A 13,597-nucleotide genomic window follows, 5' to 3' on the forward strand; every position below is an offset into this window, starting at 1 on the left:
GTTTTTTCTTACTCATTATTTTTATGCTCGCCGAGCTTTGGTGATCGCTTATCCAATTTCAGTTCTGCGTCCGAGAATCGGATTGGCGTACGCAAGCCCGGCACACCATCGGGATCGATTCTCATCTGTCGCGCGATGAATTGCGGATCAGCAAATACATCCTCCACCGTGTTGATCGGCCCGGCAGGCACTCCTGCTTTGGCAAGTGCTGCCAGAAGGTCATCGCGCACCCATTGCTTCGTGCGCTCTTCCAGCAAAGACGTGAGTGCATCGCGATTAGCAACGCGCAATGCATTGGTGAGGAAGCGAGAATCGCGCGCGATTTCACCAATCCCCAGCAAAGCGGTCAGTTTTGCAAACTGCCCGTCATTGCCACAAGCGATAATGAAATAACCGTCCGATACAGGCAGCGTCTGATAAGGCGCAATATTGGGATGCGCATTGCCCATACGCTTGGGCGAAATGCCGGATGCCAAATAATTCATTCCCTGATTGGCAAGAACTGCTGACATGCAATCAAACAGCGCCATATCGATATGCTGGCCCTTGCCTGTGCGCTCACGCATGATAAGAGCCGACTGAATAGCAATGACGCTGTAAAGCCCGGTGAAGATGTCTGCGAACGCCACACCAATCTTCTGCGGTTCACGATCCGGCTCGCCAGTCAGGTCCATGATGCCGCCCATGCCCTGGATCATGAAATCATAACCCGCACGTTCTGCATAAGGACCCGTGTGGCCAAAACCCGTGATTGAGCAATAGATCAGCCGTGGATTGATCGCTTTCAGGCTTTCATAGTCGAGGCCATATTTATCAAGACCGCCGAGCTTGAAATTCTCAATCACCACATCCGCGTCAGTAACGAGCTTGCGCACAAGCGCCCGCCCCTCATCCGTACGAAAATCAGCGATGATGGATTGCTTGCCACGATTACAGGCGTGGAAATAGGCTGCCGACTTTTCGCCTTCAACCTCGATAAATGGCGGCCCCCATGTGCGAGTATCGTCACCTTCAGGGCTTTCGACCTTAATGACGTCGGCACCAAGGTCGGACAGTGTCTGTCCGACCCATGGACCTGCCAGAATGCGGGCCAGCTCAATGACTTTAAGACCAGCAAGCGGTGTATTGTGCATTTCTCAAATCCCTTCTGAGTGATTAGAAAAATGCCTGAATGCCGGTCTGCGCACGTCCGAGAATCAGCGCATGAACATCATGCGTGCCTTCATAGGTATTGACGGTTTCAAGATTCTGCGCGTGGCGCATGACATGATATTCGATCTGAATACCGTTGCCGCCATGCATGTCGCGAGCCTGACGCGCAATATCGAGCGCCTTGCCGCAATTGTTGCGCTTAACGATCGAAATCATCTCAGGCGCCATTTTGCCTTCGTCAAACAGACGACCAACGCGTAAGCTTGCCTGTAAGCCCAAGGTGATTTCAGTCTGCATATCGGCGAGCTTCTTCTGGTAAAGCTGTGTGCCAGCCAGCGGCTTGTCGAACTGCTTGCGATCAAGACCATACTGACGCGCACGGAACCAGCAATCCTCTGCCGCACCCAGCACACCCCAGGAAATGCCATAACGTGCACGGTTGAGACAGCCGAACGGACCCTTCAGACCCGATACATTTGGCAACAATGCATCTTCCGATACTTCCACGCCATCCATGACGATTTCGCCAGTGATCGAAGCACGCAACGAAAGCTTTCCGCCAATCTTGGGGGCAGAAAGACCCTTCATGCCCTTTTCAAGCACAAAGCCACGGATCGCACCGTCATGGGCAGTCGATTTGGCCCAGACCACGAAAACGTCGGCAATCGGCGAATTGGAAATCCACATTTTTGAACCGCTGATGCGATAACCGCCATCGATCTTATCGGCGCGGGTTTTCATGCCAGCAGGATCGGAACCGGCATCAGGCTCGGTCAGACCAAAGCAACCGATCAACTCGCCCGAAACTAGACCCGGCAGATATTTCTTGCGCTGTTCATCAGAGCCATAAGCATAGATTGGATACATTACGAGTGACGACTGAACGCTCATCATCGAACGATAGCCGGAATCAATACGCTCGACTTCGCGCGCCACCAAACCATAAGAAACATAACCAGCATTTGCCGCGCCGTATTCTTCAGGAAGCGTTACGCCAAGAAGACCGGCCTGTCCCATCAGGCGAAACAGATCTGGATCAGTCGTTTCATCGAGATAAGCTTTTTCAATGCGCGGCAGCAAAACATCACTAGAGAAAGCCTGTGCCGAATCGCGGATCATCCGCTCATCTTCGGTCAGCTGTTCATCAAGCAGAAACGGATCTTCCCAGTTAAATGCGGCACGCGACATCAATCATCTCCTCAAATTCGGTTGGTGAGACTATGGCGCAGCATTATTCGACATGCAATTTACGTTTACTCATCGATCTATTCCATTTAGTAATAGATAATGATTTCACTTTCGAGACGCCTGCTTCCTTCGACAAGTGCACTTGCCGCCTTTGATGCAGTCGCGCGCTATCAGAGCTTTTCGAGCGCTGCGGAAGAGCTGTCTTTGACGCAAGGTGCTGTCAGCCGTCAGATTGCCTTGCTGGAAGAACAGCTCGGCGCCGTCCTGTTTGATCGCACCAGTAGACATGTCATGCTGACCGATGCCGGACGCGCCTATCTTCAAGCAATAAGCCCTGCGCTTGCTTCCATTCGTGCGGCGTCATTACAGGTCATGTCGCAAATGCGGGGGACAACGCTCAATCTCGCATTTCTGCCTACCTTTGGCACCCGTTGGCTGATCCCGCGCATCCCGCGCTTTGTCGCGCAATATCCGGATATTATTCTGAATTTTGCCACGCGTATTGGCCAGTTCGACTTTGAACGCGAAGGCCTCGATGCGGCAATCCATATTGGCCAGCCAGACTGGCCCAATGCCGACTGCACATTTCTGATGGAGGAAATGGTTGCGCCTGTTTGCAGCCCAGCTTTTCTGAAACAGCATCCGATCAACGGCCCCACAGACCTTTTGCGTCTACCGCTTTTCAACATGGCATCACGCCCCGGCGCATGGAGCCACTGGTTCAAAAGCCTTGACATTGCAGCACCTGTTGCAGGCGGGATGCGCTTTGAGCAGTTCTCAAATGTTTCTCAGGCTTGTGTTGCAGGTCTTGGGATTGCGCTTATGCCGCTATTTCTGATCAGTGCCGAAATTGAGAGCGGCCAGCTTGTCGTGGCTTATGAGCACACGGTAAAAAGCCCGAGCAGCTATTACTTTGTAACACCGCAGGCGCGCGCAAACACGCCTGCGGTTAAAGCTTTCCGCGATTGGCTTCTTACCGAGGTCAATCGCGAGTTCGATCCTCATGCCATCGAGTTGCTGACGATCTCATAAGAGCGAAGACGCTTCTGATGGTCATAGATCATGCCCGTCACCATCAATTCATCTGCGCCGGTGCGTTCGGCAAATTCGCGGATGCCCTTGTCGACTGTTTCGGGGCCACCCACGACACGACATGAAAGCATCTGGCGAACCAGTGCCTGTGCTGACGGATCGAGCTGTTCCTGGTACCCCGCTACAGGCGCAGGTAACTTGCCCGGACGGCCGCTGCGCAAATTTACAAATGCCTGTAATTGGGACGTGAACAGGTGATGTGCTTCTTCGTCCGTATCCGCTGCAATGACATTCAGCCCAAGCATGACATAAGGCTTCTGCAGATATTCGGACGGCTCAAATCGCTCGCGATAAAGGTCTACAGCGCGTTCCATGTCAGCCGGTGCGAAATGGGAGGCGAAGCCATAAGGAAGCCCCAGCATCGCAGCCAGTTGCGCGCCAAACAGGCTCGAACCGAGAATCCAGACTGGAACATTCAACCCAGCCCCGGGAACTGCTTGTACGCGTTGAGCAGGATCGGCGGGCTTGAAGTAATTGAGAAGCTCAACGACATCACGCGGAAAATCATTGGCGCTGCTTTCCAGATTGCGGCGCAGTGCATGCGCTGTCATCTGATCGGTGCCCGGCGCACGACCAAGTCCGAGATCAATACGACCCGGAAACAGCGAAGCCAGCGTACCGAATTGTTCAGCGATTACCAATGGAGAATGATTGGGCAGCATGATGCCACCGGCGCCGATGCGAATGGTGGACGTGCCCGCTGCCACATGGCCGATAACGACCGACGTTGCAGCGCTGGCAATGCCGGGCATGTTGTGATGCTCGGCCAGCCAATAGCGCGTGAAACCAAGCTTTTGTGCCTGTTGGGCGAGCTCCAGCGTATTACGCAGAGACTGACCAGCATCGCTGCCTTCAGGGACGGGTGATAGATCAAGTACGGATAAAGGTATCATGCTTGCTCATATGGTGTGAAAAATCGGGGATGCAACAGAGCATAATCCGACCGGAGTAAAACGAGGATCGATAAGATTATGCTGGAAATCGCTCGACTCCCAACAAAAAGGGCGGCCCACATGTGGCCGCCCTTAATCTTATTATTCAATACAAGTTTCAGTGATGGACAAGTTTCAGTGATGGGATGCGGTCGCCGGTTCTTTTCCATCTTCTTGCGATGGTACAAACTCACCTTCCACGTCCTTCTTAGCGATGAAGGTGTAGAACATCGGCACCACAAACAGCGTGAAGACCGTTCCCACGGTAATACCAGTGAAAATCACCAGACCCATCGAGTAACGTGCCGCTGCACCCGCGCCGCTTGCAATGATCAGCGGCACAACGCCAAGTGCCATCGCAGCCGTGGTCATCAGAATCGGACGCAGGCGTGTTTCGGCAGAGAGAATAATCGCTTCACGACGTGAATGACCATGCAGACGACGTTGCTGATTGGCAAACTCGACCATCAGAATGCCGTGCTTGGTTATCAGCCCCACAAGTGTAATGAGACCGACCTGCGTGTAGATGTTGAGCGTTCCAAGACCGAGATTCAGCGGAACAATCGCACCGAAGATCGAAAGCGGAACCGACATCATGATGATGAACGGATCACGGAAGCTTTCAAACTGTGCCGCAAGCACCAGATAGATCACGATAACGGCAAGGCCGAAGGCGATCATGATCGTGTTGCCCTGCTCGACTTCCAGACGTGACTGGCCGGAATAGTCGAGGAAGAAGCCTTCTGGCATCTTCTGCTGCGCCAGATTGACGAGCGTTTGCAGGCCCTGACCTGTTGTGACACTCGGCATTGGCAGAGCAGAGATCGTCGCTGAGTTGAGCTGGTTAAACTGCTCAATAGCGGCAGGAGAAGCATTCTGTTTGATCTCAATTACTGATGACAGTGGAATCATTTCGCCAGAAACACTGCGAACAAAGAATTCGCCGAGTTTTTCCGGGGTGGAACGATAAGCATCCGGCACCTGAGTAATGACGTCATAGCTGTTGGAATCACGGTCGAACTGAGCAATTTTTGCACCGCCCGTCAGAAGACCAAGCGTCGAACCGATATCGCTGACCTGAACACCGAGCGTCGCAGCACGATCACGATCAATAGTGATCGTGGTCTGCGGTGCATTAAAGGACATCGAATTCTGAACGACGATGAACTGACCCGATGCCTGCGCTTCGTTCTTAATTTCTTCGGCCAGTTCAAACACCTGACTGGATGGTCCCGTTGACTGAAGCGCAATGGAAATCGGCAGACCACCGCCAGCACCCGGCAGCGACGGAGGCGCAAAAATGAATGCGTCAACGCCCGCAACTTTGGTCAGTCGAGCAGTCAGATCTTCCTGAATTTGCTTTTGCGAACGTGTACGTTCGGACCAGTCTTTCAGAACCCAAAGAGCGATGCCAGATGTTGTACCGCCATCCATACCAACGATCTGGAAACGTGTATCCAGCTCCGGCAGATCTTTGGTCAGACTATCAATCTCTTTTGCATAGAGGTTGGTATAGGCTGAAGTCGCGTATTGCGGAGCCTGGAACATCGAGAACAATGCGCCTGAATCTTCTTCAGGGGCCAGTTCACTCGACGTGTTGACGAACAGAAAGCCTGTCAGACCAACCAGAGCAATAACGATCATCAGCGTAATCGGACGATAATTCAGCGAACCGGATACCATGCCATGGTACCATTTTTCGAGCTTCTTAAAATTCCGGTCAATGAACTGCTGGAAACGTGACGCTTCACCGTGCTTAAGCATACGCGCACACATCATCGGCGAGATCGTCAAAGCTGCGATGCCCGAAATGATAACTGCACCCGCAAGCGTGAAGGCAAACTCGCGAAACAGCGATCCGGTCAAACCACCGGTAAAGCCGAGAGGCGCGAACACCGCAGCAAGCGTAATCGTCATCGCGATAATCGAGCCGGTGATTTCCTTCATACCCTTGAAGGCCGCATCCATCGGACGCAATCCTTCTTCGATATGCCGGTGGATGTTTTCAAGCACCACAATCGCGTCGTCGACCACCAGACCAATCGCCAGAACCATCGCCAGAAGTGACAGAAGATTGATGGAGAAGCCGAGAATATAAAGGAAGAAGCAAACGCCGATGAGCGAAATCGGGATCGTCACAATCGGAATAAGAACCGAACGGAACGAGCCGAGGAAGACGATGATAACCAGAATAACAATCGCGACAGCTTCACCGATGGTTGTGAACACTTCACTGATTGATGAGCTGATCTGCTCGGTCGCATCATAAACGAGATCAAGCGTCATGCCTTCAGGCAGGGAAGCCTGAATGGCCGGCAATTCCTTTTTAAACGCAGTTGCAACATCAATCGGGTTGGCTGACGGCGTTGGATAAATTGCAAGGAATGTACCGGCAGAACCGTTGAACGAAACAATCGTGTCTGTGCTTTTCGCAGCAAGTTCAACTTTTGCGACGTCGCGCAGACGAACAATCTGATCGCCAGTCGATTTGATTGGCATTGCGCCAAACGCTTCAGGCGTTTGCAATGTCGATTCAAGCGTGATCGAGGATGCAACATACTCGTTCTTCGTTTGGCCCGGCGCGGACAAGAAGTTAGACGCGTTGATCGCATTCAACACTTCAGAAGCCGTAACTTGGCGCGCTGCAAGCTGAATCGGATCGATCCAGACACGCATCGAATAAACTTGTCCACCAAGAATTTCAGCCTTCGCCACACCCTGAACGGTAGAAATGCGCGGCTGCATGACGCGTTCCAGATATTCAGTGATCTGTTCGCTGGTCATGTTGGGGTTCTGCGCGGCCAGATACATGGTCGCAAAGCTCTGCCCCGTTCCCTTAACGATCACCGGATCATCAGATTGTGTTGGCAGATTACCGCGAACCTGATTGACCTTGGCAATCACCTCGGTGAGTGCTGCGTCAGGATTAGCGCCAAGCTTCATCTGAACCGTCACCGTGCTGGACGATGGGCGGCTGGACGATGTGACGTAATCAATGTTTTCGGTCGTAGCCACCGATTCAGCAATCGGCGACGTGATGAAGCCCTGAATAAGCTCCGCACTCGCTCCGGCATAAGCGGTCGAGACGGTGATTACAGTTTCATCGACCTTCGGATATTCACGCACAGAAAGCTGCGCGATACCCAAAAGGCCGAGGAGAATGATCATGAGGGCGACCACTGTAGCAAGTACGGGTCGCCGGATGAAAATATCGGAAAAACTCATCTCGCTTGCCTATTACTTGTCAGCTGCAGGGATAGGATTGACGGTGTTGTCAATCGTTACTGGTGTCCCCGCTGAAAGCCGGTTTTGGCCCGCCGTGATCACAACGTCTCCAGCCTTGAGGCCATCGTTAATCTGGACGACACCGCCATAGCTGCGGCCAATTTTGACGAAAACCTGCTGTGCGACCTGTTTTGCAGCATCACCTTCAGGAGCCTTTTCGCCTTCTTTTGGCTGTGCAGGGCGAACAGCGTAAACATAGTCGCCGTAAAGGCTGCGAACAACGGAAGTCATCGGCAATGCCAGCACATTGTCTTCTTTTGGAAGCTCAACGCGAACCTGAACGAATTGTCCCGGTGTGAGGCGTGGCTCATCATTCTGCACTTCAGCACGCACCGAAACCAGACGGCTGGATGGGTCGATTTTTGGATCGATACCGACGATGGTGCCGCTATAATTGAGCTGCTCCATGCTTGGGCCAACCTTCACCGGCTGACCGAGTTTGAGCAAAGGCAGCGATTGCTCCGGCACAGTGAAATCGATACGCATCTTATCGGTTTCCTGTAAGGTTCCGATAATCGTTCCTGGCGTCAGATACTGCCCAAGATCAACCTTAGGAATACCAATAACGCCTGTAAACGGAGCCGTTACAGTCTTCTGATCGAGTACAGCCTGCATCTTGGCAACAGCAGCCTCCTTGGCACTTGCCGCCGCCGCTGTTGTATCAACGTCAGAAACTGCACCTACACCACGCGTCCGAAGCGTTTCAGCGCGTTTGAGATTTTGGTCTGCAAGCACGGCTTCAGCCTTGGCAGCCACCAGATCAGCGGTTTCAATACTGTTTTCGAGCTGAAGCAGGACCGTGCCCTGCTTCACTTCCTGATTGGCTTTAAAGTCGATCTTATCAACAATTCCGCTGACCTGAACTGTCAGATCAACACCATTGATAGCATTGGCAGAACCGATCGCTTCAATACCCGGCGTCCAGGTCGTCGGCTCAAGGGTGATCGTAGAAACCGTCTTTGCCGGCGGTTGCATATTGGCGAAGAAATCTTTGATCGCCTGCGTCCTGAACAGGTTAAAACCGACGAGCCCCCCTACGACGATCACGAGAAAGATTATTGCCAGAATAAGGCGTTTGATCATTGCGGCTGCACTCCAGGGCGGCTCAAGCGCGTTTCTGCCACAGCAAAAATCGCGCGTATTTTACTTGAATGTTTGGATCAAATAACTGTACCGTCTGGACGGTATTGTCAACTATTGAACTGTCAGGAGACCCATAGAATTGAACACAAAAAAGAAGGTCTCTTCGCGTGAACGTATCCTTAAAGCGGCTGTTGAGCTCGCTCAGGAGGTCGGACCCGCACATATTTCACTCGACGCAGTGGCTGCACGCGCTGGGCTTTCAAAAGGTGGATTGCTTTATTCTTTTCCAACCAAAGCTAAACTTTTGGAAGGTGTGGTTGAAGAATATATGAAAGTGCATGAACACGCGATGGAGGTTCAGGAGAACCTTCAAAGCGGAGGCAAGAATCAGGTCGCGCGTGCGTTTTTTGATGTTTTTCGCGTTCAGGCAGATGATGAACCACCAGCAAGCGGCATTCTAGCGGCTCTGGTCGAAAACCCGGATTTCATGATCCCGGTCAGACATTACCACCGTAGTCTGCTCGACCGCATGCTCAAGGATGCTTCGGATCGCAACCTTGTACTGATTACGTATTTAGCAGTTTCCGGGCTCGAATGTGGTCGATTGCTTGATTGTGATATTGTCAGTGACGAAGAGCGACATTCATTGATCTGTCGATTGGAAACGCTGTTAGAAGCCGGCTAATATTTTTTACTTAAGTAAACCTACAAAAAACGCGCCCTGTGAGGCGCGTTTTTATTAGATTAAAGAGCGGGTATATCGCCCCTCTCCCATCCGGCTGTTGTTTCAGCCGCGAAATCCTCAAAACGACCTTCCGCAATAGCGGCACGAATGCCCTGCATGAGATATTGGTAATAGGCAAGATTGTTCCATGTCAGCAGCATGCCGCCGAGTGCTTCACCCGATTTGACCAGATGATGCAGATAGGCACGGCTGTAATCACGCGTTGCCGGACAGTTTGATTCTGGATCAAGCGGACGATGATCATCAGCATGGCGTGCATTGCGCAAATTCACCTTGCCGAAGCGGGTGAAAGCCAAACCATGACGGCCAGCACGCGTCGGCATCACGCAATCGAACATGTCGATACCGCGAGCCACAGATTTCAGCATGTCATCTGGCGTACCGACACCCATCAAATAACGTGGCTTTTCTGCAGGCAGGATCGGGCAAACCACTTCCAGCATATCGAGCATAACACTCTGTGGCTCACCCACAGCCAGACCACCAACGGAATAGCCTTTCAGGTCCATGGCTTTGAGCGCTTCTGCCGAGCGTTCACGCAGACGCGCATTGTCACCGCCCTGTACGATGCCGAACATCGCTTTACCCGGCTGTGTGCCGAAAGCAACCTTGCAGCGTTCAGCCCAACGCAACGACATTTCCATGGCGCGCTCGGTGTTCTTTTCAGGGGATGGCAGGGCCACGCATTCATCAAGCTGCATCTGAATATCACTATCGAGCAGGCCTTGAATTTCGATAGAGCGCTCTGGCGTCATTTCATAGGCTTTGCCGTCGATATGCGAACGGAAAGTCACGCCGGTTTCATCAATCTTGCGCAACTGCGCGAGCGACATAACCTGAAAGCCGCCAGAATCCGTGAGAATCGGGCCTTTCCAACCGCCAAATTCATGCAGACCACCAAGGCGAGCTACGCGTTCCGCACCCGGACGCAGCATCAGATGATAGGTATTGCCGAGGATAATATCCGCACCAAGATCCTTCACCTGATCCATATACATGGCTTTGACGGTACCGGCTGTGCCAACCGGCATAAAGGCAGGCGTACGCACCACGCCGCGCGGCATGGAGATTTCGCCCTGACGGGCTGCGCCATCACGCGCAACCACTTTGAATTCAAAATTTTCGCTGGTCATGCCGTGTCTCTAAATAATTTTGACTGAAAAGGAAACCGTTTCGGCTAACCTCGTTCGAGCAAGCTTGAATCGCCATAAGAATAGAAGCGATAGCCTGTCTCAATAGCGCGCTTATAAGCTTCATGCATGGTTTCAAAACCACTAAAGGCCGAAACAAGCATGAACAGTGTTGAGCGCGGCAGATGGAAGTTGGTCATCAGCAGATCAACGGCACGGAACTTGTAGCCCGGCGTGATGAAAATATCGGTCGGGCCGGCCCATGGGCGAATAATACCGTCTTCACCGGCTGCGCTCTCAATGAGGCGCAGCGAAGTTGTACCGACGCAGATCACGCGGCCACCGCGCGCATGAACTGCAGTGAGTGCATCCGCCGTTTCCTTCGAAACATAACCAATCTCGGAATGCATCTTGTGATCGATTGTGTCGTCAGCTTTGACTGGCAAAAAGGTGCCTGCCCCCACATGCAGCGTCACGAAATGTTCTTCGATACCGCGTTCGCGAATTTTCGCGAGCAGTTCAGGCGTGAAATGCAGACCAGCCGTTGGTGCCGCAACTGCGCCCTCTTCACGCGCATAAACCGTCTGATAATCGCTGCGATCGCGCTCATCTTCGGTACGTTTCGATGCGATATAAGGTGGCAAAGGAATATGGCCGACGGCAGCAATCGCTTCATCCAGCATTGCGCCAGAAAGGTCAAACACCAGCAACACTTCGCCTGCATCGCCTTTTTCAGCAACGGTTGCATCAAGCGTACCCAAAAAGCAGCTTGAACCCGAATGACCGAAACGGATGCGGTCGCCCTCCTTCACACGCTTGGCAGGGCGCAGGAATGCCTTCCAACGATCAGCACCAGTACGCATATGCAGCGTCGCACTCACTTGAGAAATATTGCCTTCGCGCTCGCGCATGCCTTCAAGCTGCGCTGGAATAACCTTTGTGTCGTTGAAAACGAGCGCATCGCCCGGCTGCAACAAATCAGGCAACTCGAACACCTGTCGATCTTCGAACGGCTGGCCCGGACGCACACACAACAGCTTAGCATGGTCACGCGGCTCGGCTGGACGCAAAGCAATGCTCTCATCCGGCAAATCGAAATCAAAAAGATCAACACGCATTTTAAACCTCATTAAAGCATTTCAACTTTCAGAAATGCGTCAAAGCAAGAGCGGCCCCGGCAAAACCGGAGCCGCTATATTTCTATCGTAAATACAGAATTAGATGTCAGCAGCGATACGTGCGGTTACGATCGTGTCTGGATCGGTAACTGGTTCGCCGCGCTTGATCTGATCAACATTTTCCATGCCTTCGATAACCTGACCCCAAACGGAGTACTGACGGTCAAGGAACGATGCATCGCCAAAGCAGATGAAAAACTGCGAGTTAGCCGAATTTGGGTTCTGCGAACGCGCCATCGATGCCGTGCCGCGCTTATGCGATACGTTCGAGAATTCAGCCTTCAAATCAGGCTTGGACGAACCGCCCATGCCAGCGCGCGAGCCATTGAAATCCGCACCGCCCTTTTTACCGAACTTCACGTCGCCAGTCTGCGCCATGAAGCCATCGATAACGCGGTGAAACACAACGCCATCATAAGCGCCTTCGCGTGCCAGTTCCTTGATGCGTTCCACATGGCCAGGAGCCAGTTCGTTAAAGAGTTCGATAACAACATTGCCCTTGGTGGTTTCAAGAACGAGTGTATTTTCCGGGTCTTTATAAGCCATCGGGCCTCTCCTATTGAGCGTATCCCAAAAGTTTAAATGAGTTTTGGGACAGGGATACGCGTTGAATCTAAAACTTATTTCGTGTCGATTGTGGCTTTGACGATCTTGTCAGGGCTTTCAACCGAACCATTGTCGGATTCGCTGCCCTTTTTGATCTTATCGACGACATCCATACCACTGACAACCTTGCCAACAACAGTGTACTGGCCGTTCAGGAATGCGCCATCATTGAACATGATGAAGAACTGCGAATTGGCCGAATCTGGCGACTGGCTGCGTGCCATACCAACCGTACCGCGTACGAATGGTTCCTTAGAAAACTCAGCCGGAATGTTTGGCATGTCAGAACCGCCGGTGCCGACGCGCGATGCATTGTAGCCCTTATCGACATTGCCGAACTTCACATCACCAGTCTGTGCCATGAAGCCCGGAATCACGCGATGAAATGCGACGCCATCATAAGCGCCTTCCTTCACAAGCTTTTCAATCTGCGCAACATGCTTTGGGGCAAGCTTTGAATCGAGTTCAATAGCGACATTGCCGTCTTTGAGCTGCAAATTGAGAGTATCAGCAGCAAAAGCTACACCCTGAGAAAGCGCAACAATGGTGGCAGCGGCGAAAGCCGAACGAATGAAGGACATAATCGAGAAACTCCCTAAATCAGGATTTGAATTTTGCTTCCAGAGCGGAAGCAACAGAGGCGGGAACGAAGGGCTTTATATCGCCACCCATTGAGGCAATCTGGCGAACCAATGTGGCAGTAATTGTGCGCACAGCCGGATCGGCGGGCAAAAAAACGGTTTGCAATTCCGGCGCCATCGTTCCGTTCATGCCTGCCATCTGCATTTCATAGTCGAGATCGGTACCATCGCGCAGACCACGCACCATCAGCTTCGCACCGTGCTCGCGTGCCGCATCAATCACGAGCCCATCAAACGAAATCACCGAAACGCGCTTTGCATCCTTGCCAAGCAAAGCCTCCGCACTCGCATTGATAAGCGCGACGCGCTCTTCAAAACTGAACAGCGGCTTTTTACCGGGATGCATGCCAATCGCGACAATAACCTTGTCGGCAAGGCGGAGCGAGCCTTTGAGCACATCCATATGGCCGTTTGTTACCGGGTCGAAAGAACCCGCATAAATCGCGATTGTCATTTCTTCCAGCTAGCCTTTTCTCGTCAGTTTTTCAACAACAACCACAATTGAAAGAAATCAGAAACCAAGAAAACAAATTGAATGAGCAATGAAACACGATTTCACGACAGA

General features: G+C 52.2%; 12 protein-coding genes. 2 read left to right on the forward strand and 10 right to left on the reverse strand.

The features are described 5' to 3' along the window. Positions 1–8: 8 nt before the first annotated feature. Both ACOZHT_RS11810 and ACOZHT_RS11815 read right to left on the reverse strand, forming a co-directional pair. Positions 9–1,133, reverse strand: a complete 1,125-nt coding sequence (locus ACOZHT_RS11810; protein WP_339508785.1) for a CaiB/BaiF CoA-transferase family protein — start codon at positions 1,131–1,133, stop codon at positions 9–11. 22 nt (positions 1,134–1,155) lie between these two features. After that, positions 1,156–2,340: an acyl-CoA dehydrogenase gene (locus tag ACOZHT_RS11815; protein ID WP_339508786.1), complete on the reverse strand. Its 1,185-nt coding sequence runs from the start codon at positions 2,338–2,340 to the stop codon at positions 1,156–1,158. 99 nt (positions 2,341–2,439) lie between these two features. Between ACOZHT_RS11815 and ACOZHT_RS11820 the strand changes: the two genes are divergently transcribed. Continuing rightward, positions 2,440–3,372, forward strand: coding sequence for a LysR family transcriptional regulator (locus ACOZHT_RS11820; protein WP_339508787.1), 933 nt, complete (start codon positions 2,440–2,442; stop codon positions 3,370–3,372). On the opposite strand, the gene ACOZHT_RS11825 is transcribed toward ACOZHT_RS11820, so the two are convergent. The 3 genes from ACOZHT_RS11825 to ACOZHT_RS11835 form a co-directional block, all read right to left on the reverse strand. Beyond that, positions 3,342–4,325, reverse strand: coding sequence for an LLM class flavin-dependent oxidoreductase (locus ACOZHT_RS11825; RefSeq protein WP_421565793.1), 984 nt, complete (start codon positions 4,323–4,325; stop codon positions 3,342–3,344). The two genes, ACOZHT_RS11820 and ACOZHT_RS11825, sit on opposite strands and share 31 nt — an antisense overlap. A gap of 174 nt (positions 4,326–4,499) precedes the next feature. After that, positions 4,500–7,589, reverse strand: coding sequence for an efflux RND transporter permease subunit (locus ACOZHT_RS11830; protein WP_339508789.1), 3,090 nt, complete (start codon positions 7,587–7,589; stop codon positions 4,500–4,502). Between the two features lie 12 nt (positions 7,590–7,601). Further along, entirely contained in the window at positions 7,602–8,732 is a 1,131-nt protein-coding gene (locus ACOZHT_RS11835; RefSeq protein ID WP_339508790.1) for an efflux RND transporter periplasmic adaptor subunit, read from the reverse strand. A gap of 139 nt (positions 8,733–8,871) precedes the next feature. Here ACOZHT_RS11835 and ACOZHT_RS11840 point away from each other — a divergent pair, with 139 nt between their 5' ends. After that, entirely contained in the window at positions 8,872–9,417 is a 546-nt protein-coding gene (locus ACOZHT_RS11840) for a TetR/AcrR family transcriptional regulator (protein ID WP_339508791.1), read from the forward strand. A gap of 59 nt (positions 9,418–9,476) precedes the next feature. Here ACOZHT_RS11840 and tgt read toward each other — a convergent pair whose 3' ends face one another. The 5 genes from tgt to coaD form a co-directional block, all read right to left on the reverse strand. Next, on the reverse strand, positions 9,477–10,610 hold the full coding sequence (gene tgt, locus ACOZHT_RS11845) for a tRNA guanosine(34) transglycosylase Tgt (RefSeq protein WP_339508792.1): 1,134 nt from the start codon (positions 10,608–10,610) through the stop codon (positions 9,477–9,479). Between the two features lie 44 nt (positions 10,611–10,654). Continuing rightward, positions 10,655–11,725, reverse strand: coding sequence for a tRNA preQ1(34) S-adenosylmethionine ribosyltransferase-isomerase QueA (gene queA, locus ACOZHT_RS11850; RefSeq protein WP_339508793.1), 1,071 nt, complete (start codon positions 11,723–11,725; stop codon positions 10,655–10,657). A 99-nt stretch (positions 11,726–11,824) separates the two neighbouring features. Beyond that, complete coding sequence (locus ACOZHT_RS11855; RefSeq protein ID WP_339508794.1) at positions 11,825–12,331, reverse strand: peptidylprolyl isomerase; 507 nt, start codon at positions 12,329–12,331, stop codon at positions 11,825–11,827. A 74-nt stretch (positions 12,332–12,405) separates the two neighbouring features. Further along, positions 12,406–12,972 carry a peptidylprolyl isomerase gene (locus ACOZHT_RS11860; RefSeq protein WP_339508795.1) on the reverse strand — a complete coding sequence of 189 codons (567 nt, stop codon included), beginning with the start codon at positions 12,970–12,972 and terminating at the stop codon, positions 12,406–12,408. A gap of 19 nt (positions 12,973–12,991) precedes the next feature. After that, positions 12,992–13,486, reverse strand: coding sequence for a pantetheine-phosphate adenylyltransferase (gene coaD, locus ACOZHT_RS11865; protein ID WP_339508796.1), 495 nt, complete (start codon positions 13,484–13,486; stop codon positions 12,992–12,994). Positions 13,487–13,597 lie beyond the last annotated feature (111 nt).

Source organism: Ochrobactrum sp. EDr1-4 (assembly GCF_049199085.1).
GTDB lineage: Bacteria > Pseudomonadota > Alphaproteobacteria > Rhizobiales > Rhizobiaceae > Brucella.

Excerpts from the sequence above, each read along its gene's own strand:
- ACOZHT_RS11830 (WP_339508789.1), bottom strand. The coding sequence starts at position 7,589 with ATGAGTTTTTCCGATATTTTCATCCGGCGACCCGTACTTGCTACAGTG.
- ACOZHT_RS11860 (WP_339508795.1), bottom strand. The coding sequence starts at position 12,972 with ATGTCCTTCATTCGTTCGGCTTTCGCCGCTGCCACCATTGTTGCGCTT.
- coaD (WP_339508796.1), bottom strand. The coding sequence starts at position 13,486 with ATGACAATCGCGATTTATGCGGGTTCTTTCGACCCGGTAACAAACGGC.
- ACOZHT_RS11810 (WP_339508785.1), bottom strand. The coding sequence starts at position 1,133 with ATGCACAATACACCGCTTGCTGGTCTTAAAGTCATTGAGCTGGCCCGC.
- ACOZHT_RS11825 (WP_421565793.1), bottom strand. The coding sequence starts at position 4,325 with ATGATACCTTTATCCGTACTTGATCTATCACCCGTCCCTGAAGGCAGC.
- ACOZHT_RS11815 (WP_339508786.1), bottom strand. The coding sequence starts at position 2,340 with ATGTCGCGTGCCGCATTTAACTGGGAAGATCCGTTTCTGCTTGATGAA.
- queA (WP_339508793.1), bottom strand. The coding sequence starts at position 11,725 with ATGCGTGTTGATCTTTTTGATTTCGATTTGCCGGATGAGAGCATTGCT.
- ACOZHT_RS11820 (WP_339508787.1), top strand. The coding sequence starts at position 2,440 with ATGATTTCACTTTCGAGACGCCTGCTTCCTTCGACAAGTGCACTTGCC.
- ACOZHT_RS11855 (WP_339508794.1), bottom strand. The coding sequence starts at position 12,331 with ATGGCTTATAAAGACCCGGAAAATACACTCGTTCTTGAAACCACCAAG.
- ACOZHT_RS11835 (WP_339508790.1), bottom strand. The coding sequence starts at position 8,732 with ATGATCAAACGCCTTATTCTGGCAATAATCTTTCTCGTGATCGTCGTA.
- tgt (WP_339508792.1), bottom strand. The coding sequence starts at position 10,610 with ATGACCAGCGAAAATTTTGAATTCAAAGTGGTTGCGCGTGATGGCGCA.